Source organism: Flavobacterium sp. R1_16, from assembly GCF_057652095.1.
The window spans coordinates 19,475-37,256 of sequence record NZ_JBYFCG010000010.1 but is presented as its reverse complement, the minus strand read 5'-3'; the positions used below and the strand labels follow the sequence as shown (position 1 = coordinate 37,256).

Sequence of the window (17,782 nt, the reverse complement as noted above, 5' to 3'; positions counted from 1 at the left end):
ATTACAATTGATATTGTGTAAACATATTACACCTTAATATTTTATTTCTTTTTCTTTGGTTGAGTTGAGATAGAAGCATTGACAAGCTTATTCTCGGTTGGATTATAGGTGAGTTTATTTTCTTGAGTTTTATTTTTCAGAATAACATCACCCTCTTTTGTCAAACTTAAAACAAAACCTTCATTTCTCACTTTTTGAATCGTCTCAGAAACGGTTTGTTTGGTATCTAAAAAATGAATTTCTTTAATTTTTGTGGTTGTTTGTGCATTAGAAAGTAATTTAGTCTTTGAGGCTATGTCACATAGTTCTGTATACACTGTTGTGGCATCTTCTGTTTTTAATTTGGTTTCGGTAAGCTTATTTTCAATCCAAGAGATGCTGTATAGTTTTAAATTTTTTGCTAAAAATGATTGAATTTTACATTCTTTTGGCAGGCTATTATCAACTTTATTTTTTAATACAATAGTATCTTTTTTTGCTCCTTTATTGGCAATTAACAAACAAAGATTGCTTTTAACAATTTCAACTGATAGATTATCAGATTTGGCTAAAACAGATGAAGAAATTTGTTGTGAGGATTTCTTTTTTTGACTGTAAACAGAGTTGAAAATAGAGGAAATAATAAAAAGTAGGAGTATTTTCTTCATGCTTTATTTTAGATTTGAAAGTTGTCTAAAGTTACGAAAATATTTGATTTGGAAAAGAAATGTTTTCTGTTTTATTGTAAACTTTTTGTGAATTTTAAAATAAAAAAACCGAGTCATTTCTGACTCGGTTTTCTTTATTTAAGGCATTGCGCCTGCTGGCTACTTCGCTAAAACAGTTCTCTGAACTGTTTTGTAACGCTCATCCCTATTTTACTTCTTCGTATTCAACATCTTGAACATTGTCTCCTTGAGCTTCACCTTGTGGTTGTGCTTCTTGAGCTTGACCTTGTTCTCCTTGAGCATACATAGACTCTGTCGCTGTTTTCCAAGCTGCATTAATGTTATCTAACGCTTTTTGAATAGCTGGAATATCTTGAGACTGATGAGCCATTCTTAATTCAGTTAGAGCATATTCGATAGCCGTTTTATTATCATCAGATAATTTATCGCCTAACTCTTTCAATTGACTTTCAGTTTGGAAAATCATTCCATCTGCCTCATTCAATTTTTCTACTCTTTCTTTAGCTGCTTTATCAGCTTCAGCATTCGCTTCAGCATCTTTTTTCATTCTTTCGATTTCTTCAGCTGTTAACCCAGAAGAAGCTTCGATACGAATATCATGAGATTTACCAGTTCCTTTATCCGTTGCAGAAACTTTGATGATACCATTAGCATCAATGTCAAAAGTTACTTCAATTTGAGGAACTCCTCTAGGTGCTGGTGGAATACCATCTAAGTGGAAACGACCAATTGTTTTATTATCAGCAGCCATTGCTCTTTCTCCTTGCAATACATGAATTTCAACAGATGGTTGAGAATCAGCAGCAGTAGAGAATACTTGAGATTTTTTTGTTGGAATGGTTGTGTTGGCTTCAATTAATTTAGTCAAAACACCACCCATAGTTTCGATACCTAAAGACAATGGTGTAACGTCAAGTAACAATACATCTTTTACATCTCCAGACAAAACTCCTCCTTGGATAGCAGCTCCAATAGCAACAACTTCGTCAGGATTAACTCCTTTAGAGGCTTTTTTACCAAAGAATTTTTCTACTTCTTCAACAATTTTTGGGATACGAGTAGAACCACCTACAAGGATTACCTCATCAATGTCAGAGATAGACAATCCAGCATCTTTTAATGCTTTAGCAACTGGAGCCATAGAACGTTTTACTAAAGCATCTGATAATTGCTCGAATTTAGCTCTAGATAATTTTTTAACCAAGTGTTTTGGTCCTGAAGCTGTAGCTGTAACGTATGGCAAGTTGATTTCTGTTTCTCCTGATGAAGACAATTCAATTTTTGCTTTTTCAGCAGCTTCTTTAATACGTTGCAATGACATTGGGTCTAAACGCAAATCAATTCCTTCTTCGGCTTTGAATTCGTCTGCCAACCAGTCAATAATTACTTGGTCAAAATCGTCTCCTCCTAGGTGAGTATCTCCGTTAGTTGATAACACTTCGAAAACTCCGTCTCCTAATTCAAGAACAGAGATATCAAAAGTACCTCCACCTAAATCGTAAACAGCAATTTTTTGATCTTTACCTTTTTTGTCTAAACCATAAGCTAAAGCAGCAGCTGTTGGTTCGTTGATAATACGCATTACTTTAAGACCTGCAATTTCACCAGCTTCTTTTGTAGCTTGACGTTGTGCATCATTAAAGTAAGCAGGAACAGTGATAACTGCTTCTGTAACAGTTTGACCTAAATAGTCTTCAGCTGTTTTTTTCATTTTTTGAAGTGTCATAGCTGACAATTCTTGTGCAGTGTATAAACGACCATCAATATCCACACGTGGCGTATTGTTGTCTCCTTTTACTACTGAATAAGGAACTCTCTTTGCTTCTTCTGTAATTTCAGAAAAAGAATGACCCATGAAACGTTTGATAGAAGCAATCGTTTTTGTTGGATTAGTTACCGCTTGTCTTTTTGCTGGATCTCCTACTTTGATTTCGCCTCCTTCTACAAAAGCGATGATAGACGGTGTTGTTCTTTTTCCTTCTGCGTTAGGAATAACAACAGCTTCGCTACCCTCCATTACAGAAACACAAGAGTTTGTTGTACCTAAATCGATTCCGATTATTTTACCCATTTTTATTATATTTAATTTTATTGTATACTTATTTTAACAACTCTCTGTCTCTAAGTCAATCTTTATGCCAATATAAAAATCCCAATAAATTGTCAGTTATTGTTGTAATTAATACAAACAATATGACAAGTTGACATTTTGAGATTGTCATCTTATATACTAAAAAAGCTGAAACAAACTATGCTTTAGCCATTTTATAAACCCCTATAAATTTTATTTTATTATTAGTCGTTTGTCTAATAGCTTTTAATACCATTTATGGTTATTGATAAGCCTAATAAAGCAAACCATTAAATAGCAGTAAACCATTAAGAGATTTAAGAAAGTTAAGTCTAACAAGTAACTTAATTTTCTTAATGGTTCAAAATATAATTAACCTATTTTATATTCATAAATGGTGTAACTTTAAAACACAACTAATCATTTTTTTGCTCTGTTTTCCAAAATCTTCTTGAACGAACGCCCGCGAATTTCCTCTAAAGTCAATCCTGTTGCCAATACTTCCTCTTCTGTAATCGCTCCACTGTTAAGAGCTCTAAGGAAGTAATTCAATAATCCCTGTCCAGTGGCTGCATCATCAAATACATCACCAATTAAGGTAGCTCGTGCCGCTTTTTCTACAAAGGTTTTCAAACGATCTACTGCATCATCATAACTTTCCAAAAAGAAGGCATACACTGCTGCATAACGCATTGGAAACTGTGCTGGGTTCAAATCCCAACCTTGATAATAGCCATTCCACAATGAATGACGAATATGGTCGTATCCTTTTTTCCAAGCTCTATGAACTACTTGTCTGTTTTCTTCTTCTTGTTCTGGAGTTAATTCACCTCGGTGTGGACCAATAGGCATCGTATTCGTTGCTCCATCGCTCAACCAAATTCCGGTGTGAGCCAAAGCAACTTTGGTTACATGATGGGCAAAGTCGCAAACAGGGTGATCCATTTCTTGGTATTTTGCCGTGATGCTACAACTTGCTGTATAATCATAGGTTCCGAAGTGCATCGCAATGCAACGACCTTGAGCGGCTTTTATAAATCGGTACAACGGATTAGTTCCGTTTATGTCCATAATAGCCTGAGTAGTTTCTACCATCATCTCCATTTTCAAGGTTCCTTTGGCTAATCCTAATTCTTCTTCCAAAATAGTGAAGAAATTTGCCAAGGTTTCAGGCTGTTCTGGAATGGTAACCTTAGGTAACATCACCACAAAATTGTCGGGTAATTTTCCATCTGTTTCTTTTACCAAAGTAGTCAGGAAAATATCTAAGGTTCTCAATCCTCTTTCTCGCATTTCTTCAGTAAACGGTTTGATACGGATACCTATAAAAGGAGAAAGTGTTCCTTCACTCATTCCTTTAGCGACTTCTTTTGCTGCTGTTTCGGCAGTTGCATCTTCTTCTTCATTGCTACGATTCCCGAATCCATCTTCAAAATCGATACGGAAATCTTCAATCGCTTCCGATTTTAATTTGGCCACAACTTTATCATAAATACGTTTGCTAAAATCGTTACCTCCATTTAAACCAAAAGCTTTTCCGAAAACTTCGTGATTGGGTGCATAGGTTTCTAATATTTCTAAAGCTCTTTGCCCCAAAAGAATAGGCGCATCAGATTTAAAAAGGTTTGCTCCTCCATACAGTGTATGAACAGGCTGACGGTCGCTTCTGTCTCCAGGATAGATTTCGTTAAAACTCGTATTGGCTTTGCTTAAACTATTGAACAATTGTTCTTTTTTATTGGATGGAATGGTCATCTTTATTATTTTAAATTTATTTTGTCTATTATCTCTTATCTATCGGTCTACTCTCTTTTTAACTTCCTCTATAGGTACTGTATCCAAAAGGATTCACTAATAATGGAACATGATAATGCGTTTCATCAAAAGTATTGAAAATGATTTCGACAATTGGGTAAAAGGTTTTGATATTGGCTTTAGCATAATAACTTCCTGTATCAAAAACCATTTTATAGGCATCTGGTTTTAGATTTTTATCCTGTGGCAATAAATCCGGAATTCTACCGTCATTGTTGGTAATACCTTGAGCAATGGTTTGCCATGAATTATTTCTGAAAGCTTGTAATCGAATAGAAATAGCCGCACCAGGAATTCCTGTGGATGTATCCAAAACATGGGTTGTAATTTGGCTTACTTTCAAGAAGCTAAAATCACTATCTGGAAGCATTTTCTTGAAACGAATGATAGAAATTTTCTGCTGTTCGCCCATAGCGATGTGCAGTTCTTCCTCTGGTGAATTTTGCAATCTGTCTAACAGTAACGATAGCATTTCATCTGCTGATTTACCAGTAGCACAAACAATAAAAATAAAACCGTTTTTAGTTTCATAATCGGCATTCGCTTTTGCCAAAACTTCAATAGTTTCTGATGTTGCAACTGAAACTCCAGCTTGCTCTTTTCCAGCAAATTTTTCAGTCAAACTTTTTACATCACCAATTTTAGGATGATGTGTAAACGATTCACGCCAATCTGATTCCGAACATTCTTCGTACCAAATTTTGGCAGACAAATCTACCAACAACTTTTCTGAAGCAAAAGGAAAATGCTTCATCATTGCATCAGCCCATTTATTTGAACCACAACAGGCAAACAATTCTTTCCTTGCAGATGCTTTATCTAAAGTATTAAATTCGTTTAAATTCATATTCTTTTTATTTCAGGCTTGCACCTTGTTCAATCCAACATCGTATCATATTGCGTTCCTCTTCGGTGATGTTGGTTTTATTATTTTGAGGCATCGTTTTGGTCAAAACCACACGTTGCATAATCAAATCTTTTTTCTTTACAATATCTTCTGGCGTGTCGTACATAACTCCATTGGGAGCTACTTTATATACATCATCTGTTGGATTAGCAGAATGACATTGTACACATCTTTTTTGAACAATCTCTTGTACTTCGGTGATACTAACTTCTTTTTTACACTCATTAGGATTAGTACTTGGTGCTGAAATGAAACAAGCAGACAAAAGAATCAGTACCGAAACTGGCAAAATCCAAACATTGAGTTGTTTTTTCTCTTTTAAATTCAAATAATGCTTTACTCCTGCCGCTCCTAAAGATATGATAGCTAAAATCAACCACGGATATTCATAACCAAAAGTTGATGGAAAGTGGTTACTCACCATTACAAACAAAACAGGTAATGTAAAATAGTTATTGTGCAACGAACGAGCCAAAGCTTTTTTACCAAGAGTTGGGTCTAAAGGCAGTCCTAACTTGGCCGCTTTCACCATAGCCTTTTGAGATGGAATAATAACAAAAAAGACATTCGCCACCATAATACTGCCTATCATAGCGCCAAAATGAATGTAAGCAGCTCTAGCACTAAAAACGTGACAATAAAACCACGCAAAACCTATTAGAATAAGAAACCCAATAATGGCAAAAGCCAATTGATTTTTGATTAGAGCTGATTTACACATTACATCATAAATCACCCAAGCCACTACAAAAGACCCCACTCCAATTAGTATCCCTTCTGTGGCAGTGATGTCTAAAACATTTTTGTCAATTAGGAAAGCCGATGCATTGAAATAATAAACGACAAACAACAAACAAAAACCTGAAAGCCAAGTAAAATAAGCCTCATATTTGAACCAATGCAAATCCTTTGGAATAGTTTTAGGTGCGACTTTGTATTTTTCTAAATAATAAAATCCACCGCCATGGACAGCCCAAAGGTTTCCTGCTAATTCCTCACGGACATCCTCTGTTCTATTCAGAGCATTCTCTAAGAAAACAAAATAAAAAGAAGCGCCAATCCATGCAATTCCAAAAGTAATATGCATGACACGAATTATTATATTTAACCATTCCATTAAATGGCTTTCGAGAGCGGTTCCCTGCACCAAAATGTAGGTATTGACAAGAATCCCAACTATCGACAATAAAATTATGGTGTAAATATAATTTTGAATCGTATTTTTTATTTCTTCATTTTCTTCTGAAGACTTACCTGACTTCCCTTTTAAAAAGGAAGGCATTTTATAAGAGAGATATCCAAGCGTTAGTAAAACACCAAAATATACTATGTATAATACTACTAAAATAAAGAGGTTTACTTTCACTATCTATCGATTTTTCCAAAAATTCTTAAACGACTTACTCCTCCGTCAGGGAAAATATTTAATCTAATATGAGTTACCGCACCTAATTTATTAACCTCTTGAGTAAACTCATGAATAAAGTCAGCACTTAATTTTTGTTGCGGTAAAAGTGTTTGCCAAGTAGCTTTATTAACTACATCGTCAGTATCAGAAACACAAGCTTCAATAGAGCAGCTGTCCGGATAGTTGCCTTTGAAATGACAAGTATCTACAATAATTCTATCAACAGTACCTTTGTGGGCTAGTTTCAAAACCACCCAGTCTCTGTTATTTGGAGTTCTATTTCTTTTCGTTTCCCAACCATCACCCATGTTTACACCACGATTAGGCATGATTAAGTTACTCATCGAACTGAAAAACATATCGTTACATGCAATTGCCTGACCTCCATTAATAGCTGCTGCCAAATCAATTTCTTGAGAAGCGTCAAAAGTGTCCCAATTTTTAAATACTTCACCATACACTCTGAATCGTGCTACACCACCATCGGGATAAATATGCAAACGCAAATGGGTATAAATGGCATCGCTATTGGATTCATAGAAATTTTGTGAACCAGCATCCAAATGTGATTTCGGTAAAATTTCTTTCCATGCCAGATTTTCCCAATCCGTTATGTCTTCTGCATTCTCAAGATAAATAGCTTCAATTGAAGCATGAGGTGGATGATTTCCTAGAAAGAAATTGGTATCAATATCAAATCCTTTAATTTTTCCTGAAGTTGCCAATTGAATTACAGCCCAATCATGACCAGGAACTCTTTTTCTTCGGCTTTCCCAACCGTCCATCCATTTACCTCTGTCTGTATATTTATCTGCTATAAAGACACCTCTGGTAGGGGCAATTAAATTCTCCTTTTCGGCAAAAAAATCATCGGTGGCATACAAGACTTTACCTCCTAATCGCTCTGCAGCTAAGTCGGTTAATTGTGTAAATGCTGGTGATTCTTTCAGTATTTCAGTTACTTTTGTAAAAGCCATTGTCCTTTATTTTTAGTTATAATTGATTTATTTTTATAAACTGTCTCTCCATTTACTATAGTTTCCAAGACAATTCCACTTAATTCTTGTCCTATGTAAGGGCTTATTTTATACCTAAAATGAATAGCTTCCTCGGTGATAACGGTGCTTTCCTCTGGATTCCAAATAACAAAATCGGCATCTTTTCCCATTTCGATTGTGCCTTTTTGACTGGCCTTTATAAATTCAGCAGGTTTAGAGGTAACTAACGGAATAAACTGTTCCAGAGACATTGTTTCTCTCAAAGCAGTCCAAGAACCGTTCAACAAGAACTGAATTCCAGCAATACCACCCCAAGCTTTTTTTAAATTCCCTGTTTCTATTTCTTTGATATTCGGAGGTGCAGGAGAATGATCGGTTGCAATGAAATTCAAAACACCCGTACCTAAAGCTTCCTTTAATTGTTCGTTATTCGCCTTTTCACGAATAGGCGGAGCACATTTACAAATAGTATTTGCATCAGGTATTTCTTCAGCATTAAAATAAATATATTGGGTACATGTCTCTGCCGTAATTGGCAAACCTTCCTTTTTAGCGGCTTCAATTTTAGCTAAAGCTTCTGCAGAAGCAACATGAACAATGTGTACAGCACATTGATGTTTGCGACTCATTCGTATCATTAAATCAATGGCATCATTCTCCCATTTTTTGGGTCGACTAGCTAAATAATGCTGGTAACTCGTTGGATGATTTTCAAAATCACTAGCCACTTCTTCATCATACAATTCACAATGAGCTAACAAGGGCAAATTGTATTTAGCGATTATTGGCATGGCTTTGTCCAAATCTTTTTCGGTAACATTAGGGAATTCATCGATTCCTGAATGAGTCAAAAAACATTTTACACCTACTACTCCCGATTGCAATAACTCTTCTAAATGTTGAGCATTTCCTGGAATAAGACCCGCATAAAATCCCGCATTGACATTCAATTTCCCTTTGCTAGCCTCTAGTTTTTGTTGAAATGCTTCCAAAGTTATAGTTACTGGACTAGCGTTTAAAGGCATGTCAATTATGGTAGTAGTGCCACCAGCTGCCGCTGCTAGAGTTGCCGTTTCAAAACCCTCCCATTCTGTCCTTCCTGGCTCATTAACATGAACATGAACATCAATAACACCGGGCATCAAAATGGCTTGTCCAATATCCTCGGCATCCTGTAATTTTTCAAAATGAATGGATGTTATAAAACCTTCAGCAAATCCAACTGTTGCTGGTTGCAAAACGTTATTAATCCAAACTCTTTTACTGTATATTTTTCTTTCTTGCAAGATGTTCTGTTTTTAAACCGATTTATTTTTGGGGCAACAAATATACTTTTAAAATAAAAAAAAGACAACAAATCCTTGCGGAATTGTTAGAATTTAATAATCAAAAGGTTAATTAATTGCGATTTTTAACATTTATAAGTTGTGCCGCTACACTAATGGCGATTTCTTGGGTGGTTTCGCTTTTGATATCTATTCCAATGGGTGCATATACTTTTGAAATTTTATCTTTATCAAATCCATCTTCAATCATACTTCGGAACAAAGTCGCTATTTTTTCTTTACTCCCTAACATGCCAATGTACCGAAATTTTTTATTGATTAGCCTTCTAATAATGATATCGTCTGTTCTATACCCAAATGACATGATTACCACATAAACCGAATCATCTTCAGGAATATATCGCTCAATATCTTCAAAATCTACGGTTTGCTTGGAATGAGCATAGCTATTGGCTAACATCGTATTTAAATTCTCTCGATGGTCAAGAACGTGTATTTCAAAATCCAAATGCGACACTACTTGGCTAAGAGCTAAACCAACATGACCTCCGCCTATAATATAGACTTTTTGAACCAACTCATTTTTTTCTTCAAAATACCATTCGAAGGTTTTAGCTTTTTCGACTTTAGTTCCTATTCCCTGATTAGAGTAACATACCGTCAGATTTTTATCATTAACGATATGCTTCACTATTGGGAGAAAATCTAATTTGATATCATAAAAAGCAATGGTCTGTCTCCCAGAACAAATCATTCCTGACTGATCCTTAACTGCCGATTTATCATGAATTTGATGCTTAATAAATGGATCAAAACTTGGTTTATCTAAAAGCGTTTGCGCATATTCCACCAACTTATGCTCCATGATTCCTCCACCAATAGTTCCAGACATTTGATTACGACTGACAGCCATTTTAAATCCTTTTCGTCCTGGACTACTTCCTTCATTGTCAATAACAATTAGTAAAACCAATCGCTGCTCTTGCCTGAGAATATCCTCAACTTTTTTATAAAAATCTATCGTCATAAATCAAAAAGCCTCAACTGTTAACCGAAGTATTTTTTTAGATAAAATCTTTTACCTATGAATTGCGATACAAATCCATCAAAACCTTTTCAGGAGTGTATGGTGCGTTAACTGCCAAATCTGCACTTGGATTAAAAGCTTTGATAGCATCTCGAATCGCAAAATAAGCTCCAATTCCGTACATCAAAGGCGGTTCACCAACAGCCTTAGATTTCTTTATGGCCAATTCATGTCCCTCGGTTTCCAAATGCTTGATATTGATTTCTTTCGGAACCGAGTAAATATCAGGAACTTTATAGGTAGAAAGTGCATTAGAAACCAATCGTCCTTGATTGTTGTATATGATTTCTTCCAAAGTCATCCATCCAATTCCTTGAACCAATCCGCCTTCAATTTGACCATTGTCAATGTCAGTATTCATACTTTTCCCAAAATCATGTACAATATTAACACTGTCAAAATCATAAGTCCCTCTCAAGCAATCTACCGTTACTTCATGAATGGCAGTTCCGTAAACGTGATAGGCAAAAGGATGCCCTTTTTCTTTGGTCTTGTCATAATGTATGGTTGGAGTGGAATAATGCGAATTCTCACTTAATGCCACCCTTTGAGTAAAAGCTTTCATGACCAAATCGTTCCAACTAATTTCAGTTTTCACACCATTTGCAAATACCATCTCTTCTTTAAACTCAATCGTCGCATCACTGCACTCTTTTTGAGCTACTGCCTTCAACCGCTCAGACAAAGCAGCACAAGCCATTTGCAACGCTTTTCCGTTAAGGTCAGCTCCTGCACTTGCTGCCGTAGGAGAGGTATTTGCTACTCTTAAGGTATTCGTGGATTCAATTCGAACACGATTGTTAGGTATTCCAAAAGTTTCTGTTACAATTTGAAGCATCTTGGTATTGACACCCTGACCCATTTCAACTGCACCAGTACTCACCACAACACTACCGTCATGATAAATATGAACCAAAGCACGCGCATGATTCATCATCGTGTTGGTAAAAGAAATTCCAAAACAAATTGGCTGAATAGCCAAACCTTTTTTGAAACGGGTATTGGTTTTATTAAAATGCTCGACTCTTGCCTTTTGGGCTTCATAATCATAATTTTTCATCGCCGTTTCCCAAGTATTTCTTGCCTCTACTTGTTGCAAAATCTGTCCGTAGGATAACTCATCTCCATCAACAACTAAATTCGCTTTCTGAATTACTGCTGGAGAAACTCCGAGGCTCTCAGCGGCTTTTACAATCGCGGCTTCAATTACAAATTTACCTTGTGGCCCTCCAAACCCTCTAAAAGCTGTGTTAGGAGGTAAATTTGTTTTACAACTATAGGCAGTCGCTATAACATTGGGAATAAAATAAGCATTGGTAGAGTGAAATAACGTTCGCTCCATAACGGCTGGCGATAAATCGGCAGCAGCACCAGCATTTTGGTAATGAGTTACTTCGTAGGCTACTATCTTTAAATCTTTGGTTAATCCTATTTTAAAATCAGCGGAGTACGGATGTCGTTTCCCTGTCATTCGCATATCGTCCATACGATGCATTGCCATTTTTACAGGCTTATGCAAAAGTTGCGATGCTAGAGCCACCATAACTGCCCATGGAGTTGCTTGGTCCTCTTTTCCTCCAAATCCACCTCCCAAACGCACGGTATCAATTTCAACTTTATGCATTGGAATACCTAAAACTCTAGCAACCATTCTTTGAACCGCTGTTGGCCCTTGAGTGGAAGAAGAAATAATAATGCTTCCATCTTCTTTAGGTCGAGCATAGGCTCCTTGTGTTTCTATGTACAAATGTTCTTGTCCGTTAACATCGGTTCTTCCTTCAAAAATATGGTCGCACTGAGACCAAGCTTCAGAAGTATTCCCCAATTTAAAACTTCTTGGTGGTATGATTAATTTGTTTTGCTTTTGTGCCTCTCTCGCATCTGTGATTATAGGTAATTCTTCATAAACTACCTCTATCAGTTTCGCTGCTTGACGACAATGATGTTCAGATGTTCCAATGATAAGTGCTATGACTTGCCCTCTAAAATGTACTTCTCCATCAGCAAATAAAGGCTCGTCTGGCAGAATACCTCCTATTTGATTTTCTCCAGGAATATCTTTAGCGGTCAAAATAGTCACAATTCCTTTTCTATGTAAGGCCGCTTCTAGGTTTAGACTCTTTATTTTAGCATGTGCTACAGTGGTATCAAAAGGAAGTGCATATAAGGTTCCTTGTATTTCTTGAATATCATCAAGATATATGGATTTCCCTCTTACGTGATTGTGTGCGTCTATATTTATCATATCAAATCTTCCATTTTAATGTGGTTAGGAAAAAGTGCAATAAAATGAGCAAAGAACAATTGACGTGCTAAAAATCTTTTGTAGGCCTCTGTTCCTCTTGCATCACTAATAGGCGATAATTCCGTTTGCAATAGCGCTTCTGCCCTTAAAATAGTTTGGGCTTCTATCGTTTTGTTCACTAAGAACGTACTGGTCTTCTCTAAATACTTTGGTGTTGGCCCCACTCCTCCCATAGAAGCATGAGCTTCATTGATGGTGGTACCGTCTGAAGCAATTGTAATAGCTGCATTGACACTAGCTATGTCCAAATATTGTCTTTTACACACCTTTTCAAAATTGAATTGTGTTTGAGCATTAGGAACATCAAAAGTAATGGCAGTAATGATTTCGTCTGCAGTTTTATTCAATACTTTGTAGCCTAAATAAAAATCTTTCAAAGGCAAACTACGAGAAACATCCTCCTTATTGGTAAGCGTTACTCGTGCATTCATCGCTAAAAGAATAATTGTAAAATCCCCGATTGGTGATCCATTGGCGATATTTCCAGCTATGGTTCCTATATTTCGAATGGGTGTTGAAGAAACCAATTTCAAATAGTTGTACCAATTCGGAATGGCATCCAACAAAACTTCATTGGCAATCAAATCGGAAACGGTAACTGCCGATTTAATAGTACATTGACCTTCACTGAAAGAAATACCATTGAGATGACTTTTATCAAACAAATAATGCAAATCCATGTCATGCAATTCGTCATGTTTCTGCACGTACAAATCAGTACCTCCTCCTATTGGAATTTGACCATTGGTATGATATTCTATTTTTATTTCTTTTAATCTGTCTGCAACGTGTTTAAAATACTCTGGAACAAAGCCGTTTGAAACCAACCACTCCAAAGGCTTTTCTTGATCTTTAGAGGTTAATTTTTCAGTCAATTTTGCTGCAGCTCTTTCTATAGATTTATATCCTGTACATCTACAAATATTACCGTCAATAGCACTAATCGCTTCTTCGATAGTAGCCGAAGTAGTGTTTAAGGCATAACCACTCATCGAATTAATAAATCCGGGAGTACAAAAACCACATTGAGTTCCGGAACAATCTACCATAGCTTGTTGCGCCTGATTGAGTTGGTCTGGTAAATTTAAACCCTCAACAGTTACAACATGTTTTCCATGAGCATTAGGCAAAGGAGTTAAGCAAGAAGTAACACTCATGTACTCCATTTTGTCTCCTTTCAACAAACCTATGAGCACGGTACAAGCACCGCAATCGCCCTCACGACATCCTATTTTAGTACCACGAAGATTTTCATCGTAACGAATAAAATCCAATAACGTAGTACTCGCTGGCTTATCAGTTGTGATAAGCCGGTTGTTTAAAAAAAATTGAATCATAAGTCTAACGGAATCAATATTCTATTTTGTTGATACTCTCTGACCAAAGACGGAATGCCTCAAGAGCTTCCTCTCTCATCATTTGCTCTGTATTCAACTTTCTCTGTTGGTACGGAACTTCCAATTCTTCATAAATAAATTGGTCGTCAAACTGAATATCAGCTGCATCTTTTTTAGTATTGGCAAAATACATCTTGTCAGGTCGAGCCCAGTAAATAGCACCCAAACACATTGGACAAGGTTCACAACTGGTGTAAATTTCACAACCATCCAACTGGAAGGTTCCCAATGTTGCACAAGCATTTCTAATGGCTACAACCTCAGCATGTGCTGTGGGGTCATTAGTAGAAGTTACTCCATTGGCTCCGCGGGCAATAATCTTTCCATCTTTAACGATTACTGCACCAAAAGGCCCGCCTTTTCCCGATTTTACATTCTCGATAGACAGGTTGATAGCCTCTTGCATAAATTCATTTTGTTTTGTAGCACACATGTATAATATTTTTTTGTAAATATATAGAAAACTTCTAAAACACAAACAAAGATATTGTTAACATATTTGTTGATTAAGAAACTATTCCATAAAAATTAGATTTATTTATTGCATTTTTAGATACAATTACTACAAAAAAGCAAAAGTTTTTAACAATAATGCATTAGAAAAAATTCATTTACCAATTAGGGTAAATTACAAAGAAAAATTTGTTGTCTTTTTAGGTAAAGTAATTTGAAAAAGAGATAAAAAAAATAACCTAAATTAATCTATGTGAGTGTAATTAGATTAAAAATCGTTTATGAATTTATAAATCAAATAGCTATAAAATTTGAAATAACTCAATTTTGCTTTATTAAACAATCATTAAATAATTCTTTATGAAAGCAAAAATTCAATTAGTAATTCTGATAATTATCGTTTGTCAGTTTACATCATTTAGTCAGCAAAAAGGCACAACCATCTTTCAAAACATGAATGCACCGTCTTTAGCAAATTCAATTATTGGAGAATCTACATCTCAACCAATAGGAATTTATTTACCTCCATCCTATTACAAAGAACCAAATAAAAAATATCCTGTTGTTTATTTCTTACCTGGTTATGAAGATACTATTGATGTATATACAAAAGGATTCTATGGAGGTTATTATTTTGAAAACTCTATGAATTCAAATTTGACCCAGGGGAGAATTAAGGAAGTGATTATGGTTATTGTAAACGGCTATAATATCCTAGAAGGGTGTTTTTTTAATAACTCCCCTGTAACAGGAAATTGGGAAGATTTTGTGGTAAAAGATGTGGTAAATTATATTGATACTAATTTTAGAACCATTCCAGCAGTAGGTTCTCGAGCATTAATTGGGCTTTCTATGGGTGGCTATGGTGCATTGCATTTGAGCATGAAATATCCATCCATTTTTTCAATAGGATTAGGAGAGTGTCCGGGATTAGCTGATCCAACAGGAATGATGAAAACTTCTCTATTTGATAACACAACTATTATAAAAAGAATAATCGGAATAAAAAAAGAACTTAATGCACTTTCAAAAGAAGAGGCGCATAAAAAATATTTCGAAATCATAAATAAGTATAAAAGTCAAGGAGATTGGATAACTTTATTTTCATTAGCATACGGATCTGCATTTGCCCCAGATGTTACTGGCAACGCTCCTTATTTTTATTATCCCTTTACATTAGATTCAGAAAACAATTTAGTAAAAGACGAAACTATATTTCAGCAATACGAAAATGGTTTTGGAAATTTAAAGACAAAAGTAGAACAGTACAAAAACAATTTATTAAAATTAAAAGGTTACGCCATTGATTATGGAACCGCTGATGTTTTTAAATGGATAACTGAAGGAAGTATTTATTACAGTAATATTCTTACAGAAGAAGGAATACCCAATCAATTATGGAAAAATAACGGCGGACATGGTAATTTGCATAAAACCCGAACAGAAAATGTACAATTACCATATTGTGACGCACTTTTAACCTACGACGATCAAAATCTGAGTGATGCTACTTTAATTGAGAAATTGACCTGTTCCTCCCAAGTTAGCAATCCTATTATAGATTCTGTGGAGAAAAAAATATACATTACTTTAAAAACTGGAACTAATTTAAAAACTATAATACCCATCATTTATTTATCCCCTGGTGCAAAGATTTCGCCAGCGCAAGGTATAGTACAAGATTTTTCATCTGGTTCAGTAATTTATACTGTAAGATCCGAAAACGGAAAAGTAAATACGTCGTGGATTGTGTATGTAAATACACAATTAAGTAACGAAATATTTAAAAAACAAAAAATAAAATTAAAAATCACTCCAAACCCGGTAACTGATAATTTTGTAGTATCAAACGAAAAATACTTAATTCATCGTATAGAAATAATAGATATGTACGGACGTATTATTTCACAAAAAAATATTTCAACCCCTTCTGAATCTGTAATTATAGAGCGAGATAATATTACCTCTGGTGCTTACTTTGTAAAAGCATTCGTTAATAATACCCAGATTATCGAGAAAGTAATTTTTAATTAAAAAAGGCTTTAACATAAAAAGTCTAATAGTAAGTCTAAACTTATTATTAGACTTTTTTATATTGTGAAGGAGTTAAATCTGTAAATTTTTTAAAAGCTGTATTAAAAGATGAGATGGAATTAAAACCATAATCAAAAGCCAAACTTGATATTTTAACTTCTTTATATTCAGGAAGTTTTATAATATTTGTTATTTCATTAATTCGGTATGAATTAACATACTCATTAAATGTCATATTCATTTTTTGATTAATTACTTGTGAGAGTAAATGTGGTTTACAATTAATTAATTTTGAAACTTTTGGTAATGAAATATCTGAATCTAGATATTGTTTATCTACCAACATTAATGATTCTAATTTTGATAAAACATCATTTTCTATTTCTGTAGTTAATGTAGATTTTTTGTATTTCAGGGGTTCTATACTATCTGCTTTTATAAGCCAATATTGTTTTATTCCGATGTAAAAATTAATATAAAAAACGGTAATACATATTATTGATAACTCAAAAAAATAGTATTTAAAATCAATAAATAAAAGATTTACAATAATCCAAATGCAACTAAAGGTTATGTAAAAGGTGTTCATCCAAAATTTGTCAGATTTATAGATTTTAAAATCACCGCTTTGTGCATAATGATTTCTTAAATTAACAAAAACAATTATTAAAAAACATAAAAAATACAATTGCATTATCTCTAAATGAACATTGTAAATAAATGGTAAAATAATAGGTGTAAAAATTAAAAAACTAGTAATCGAATTGGTGTTCTTTTTAATTAAACTATTAAAATAAAGTAACAAAAGTGGTCCAATTGCCAAATATGCAGCTTGAGATAAATAATAAACCGTTAGGCTAATTAAATTCCATTCGTGTGGGATATTAATAACCAAAGCAAAACCTAATTTTAGGCATATTGTCAAAGCAATACAAGCTAGTACAACATTTGATTTTTTATTACCTCTTTTAGTAAAAAATAAAAATAAGGCCACTAAAAAGCAGTTAATTATGCCTGTTGTAGCCAATGCAATTTGAATTAATGCAATATTATTCATACAGCTTGTAAAGTATTAGCTTTGTTAATAATTCTCATTTAGAAAATAGGACAAAAAAATTACAACTTAATCCCCTTTTTAAAATTTAAAAAGCTTAAAGTCTTCCTTTCAAAGAGCTAAAAACCCAAGCATTGGCTAAGAATCCTATCCCAACCGCAGCAAAACCCCAGCCTGAAATATCTCTGTATCGAAAAGCCCCTAAACCTATTAATAGAAATCCCATAACTACCATTAATAAAGTAGCCCATCCTAAGATGGTGTTTTTATTCATTCCCATAATTGTGGTATTTTATTAT

At 34.6% G+C, this 17,782-nt stretch carries 14 protein-coding genes; 1 reads left to right on the top strand and 13 read right to left on the bottom strand.

Features of this window, described 5'->3' with window-relative positions:
- Window positions 1-41 precede the first annotated feature (41 nt).
- The 11 genes from AC23L6_RS12750 to AC23L6_RS12700 all read right to left on the bottom strand — a co-directional run bounded on the left by AC23L6_RS12750 (window position 42) and on the right by AC23L6_RS12700 (window position 14,375).
- Window positions 42-647: a hypothetical protein gene (locus tag AC23L6_RS12750; protein WP_487562813.1), complete on the bottom strand. Its 606-nt coding sequence runs from the start codon at window positions 645-647 to the stop codon at window positions 42-44.
- A 205-nt stretch (window positions 648-852) separates the two neighbouring features.
- Window positions 853-2,739, bottom strand: coding sequence for a molecular chaperone DnaK (dnaK, locus tag AC23L6_RS12745; RefSeq protein WP_487562814.1), 1,887 nt, complete (start codon window positions 2,737-2,739; stop codon window positions 853-855).
- 420 nt (window positions 2,740-3,159) lie between these two features.
- Complete coding sequence (locus AC23L6_RS12740) at window positions 3,160-4,494, bottom strand: DUF6986 family protein (protein ID WP_487562815.1); 1,335 nt, start codon at window positions 4,492-4,494, stop codon at window positions 3,160-3,162.
- Window positions 4,495-4,552: 58 nt separating this feature from the next.
- Entirely contained in the window at window positions 4,553-5,401 is an 849-nt protein-coding gene (uraD, locus tag AC23L6_RS12735) for a 2-oxo-4-hydroxy-4-carboxy-5-ureidoimidazoline decarboxylase (RefSeq protein ID WP_487562816.1), read from the bottom strand.
- Between the two features lie 7 nt (window positions 5,402-5,408).
- Window positions 5,409-6,827 carry a urate hydroxylase PuuD gene (locus tag AC23L6_RS12730; RefSeq protein WP_487562818.1) on the bottom strand — a complete coding sequence of 473 codons (1,419 nt, stop codon included), beginning with the start codon at window positions 6,825-6,827 and terminating at the stop codon, window positions 5,409-5,411.
- The gene (alc, locus tag AC23L6_RS12725; RefSeq protein ID WP_487562819.1) at window positions 6,827-7,846 is read right to left on the bottom strand and encodes an allantoicase; all 1,020 of its coding nucleotides are present in this window, start codon (window positions 7,844-7,846) and stop codon (window positions 6,827-6,829) included. The genes AC23L6_RS12730 and alc overlap by 1 nt, the downstream gene beginning before the upstream one ends.
- Window positions 7,828-9,153, bottom strand: coding sequence for an allantoinase AllB (gene allB, locus AC23L6_RS12720; protein WP_487562821.1), 1,326 nt, complete (start codon window positions 9,151-9,153; stop codon window positions 7,828-7,830). Before allB ends, alc begins: the two co-directional genes overlap by 19 nt.
- A 112-nt stretch (window positions 9,154-9,265) precedes the next feature.
- Window positions 9,266-10,180 (bottom strand): XdhC family protein, encoded by a 915-nt coding sequence (locus AC23L6_RS12715; protein ID WP_487562822.1) that lies wholly within the window; start codon window positions 10,178-10,180, stop codon window positions 9,266-9,268.
- Between the two features lie 55 nt (window positions 10,181-10,235).
- Entirely contained in the window at window positions 10,236-12,485 is a 2,250-nt protein-coding gene (locus tag AC23L6_RS12710; RefSeq protein WP_487562823.1) for a xanthine dehydrogenase molybdopterin binding subunit, read from the bottom strand.
- Window positions 12,482-13,882, bottom strand: coding sequence for an FAD binding domain-containing protein (locus AC23L6_RS12705; protein WP_487562824.1), 1,401 nt, complete (start codon window positions 13,880-13,882; stop codon window positions 12,482-12,484). The genes AC23L6_RS12710 and AC23L6_RS12705 overlap by 4 nt, the downstream gene beginning before the upstream one ends.
- 13 nt (window positions 13,883-13,895) lie before the next feature.
- A complete protein-coding gene (locus AC23L6_RS12700) occupies window positions 13,896-14,375 on the bottom strand; it encodes a nucleoside deaminase (protein WP_487562825.1) in 480 nt (159 codons plus the stop codon).
- 380 nt (window positions 14,376-14,755) lie between these two features.
- On the opposite strand from AC23L6_RS12700, the gene AC23L6_RS12695 reads away from it, so the two are divergent.
- Window positions 14,756-16,429, top strand: a complete 1,674-nt coding sequence (locus AC23L6_RS12695) for an alpha/beta hydrolase-fold protein (protein ID WP_487562826.1) — start codon at window positions 14,756-14,758, stop codon at window positions 16,427-16,429.
- Window positions 16,430-16,475: 46 nt separating this feature from the next.
- Here the strand turns inward: AC23L6_RS12695 and AC23L6_RS12690 are convergent, their stop codons facing one another.
- Together AC23L6_RS12690 and AC23L6_RS12685 are read right to left on the bottom strand one after the other, a co-directional pair.
- The gene (locus AC23L6_RS12690; protein WP_487562827.1) at window positions 16,476-17,486 is read right to left on the bottom strand and encodes a helix-turn-helix domain-containing protein; all 1,011 of its coding nucleotides are present in this window, start codon (window positions 17,484-17,486) and stop codon (window positions 16,476-16,478) included.
- A gap of 94 nt (window positions 17,487-17,580) precedes the next feature.
- Window positions 17,581-17,763, bottom strand: a complete 183-nt coding sequence (locus tag AC23L6_RS12685; RefSeq protein ID WP_487562828.1) for a CAL67264 family membrane protein — start codon at window positions 17,761-17,763, stop codon at window positions 17,581-17,583.
- Between the last annotated feature and the right edge of the window lie 19 nt (window positions 17,764-17,782).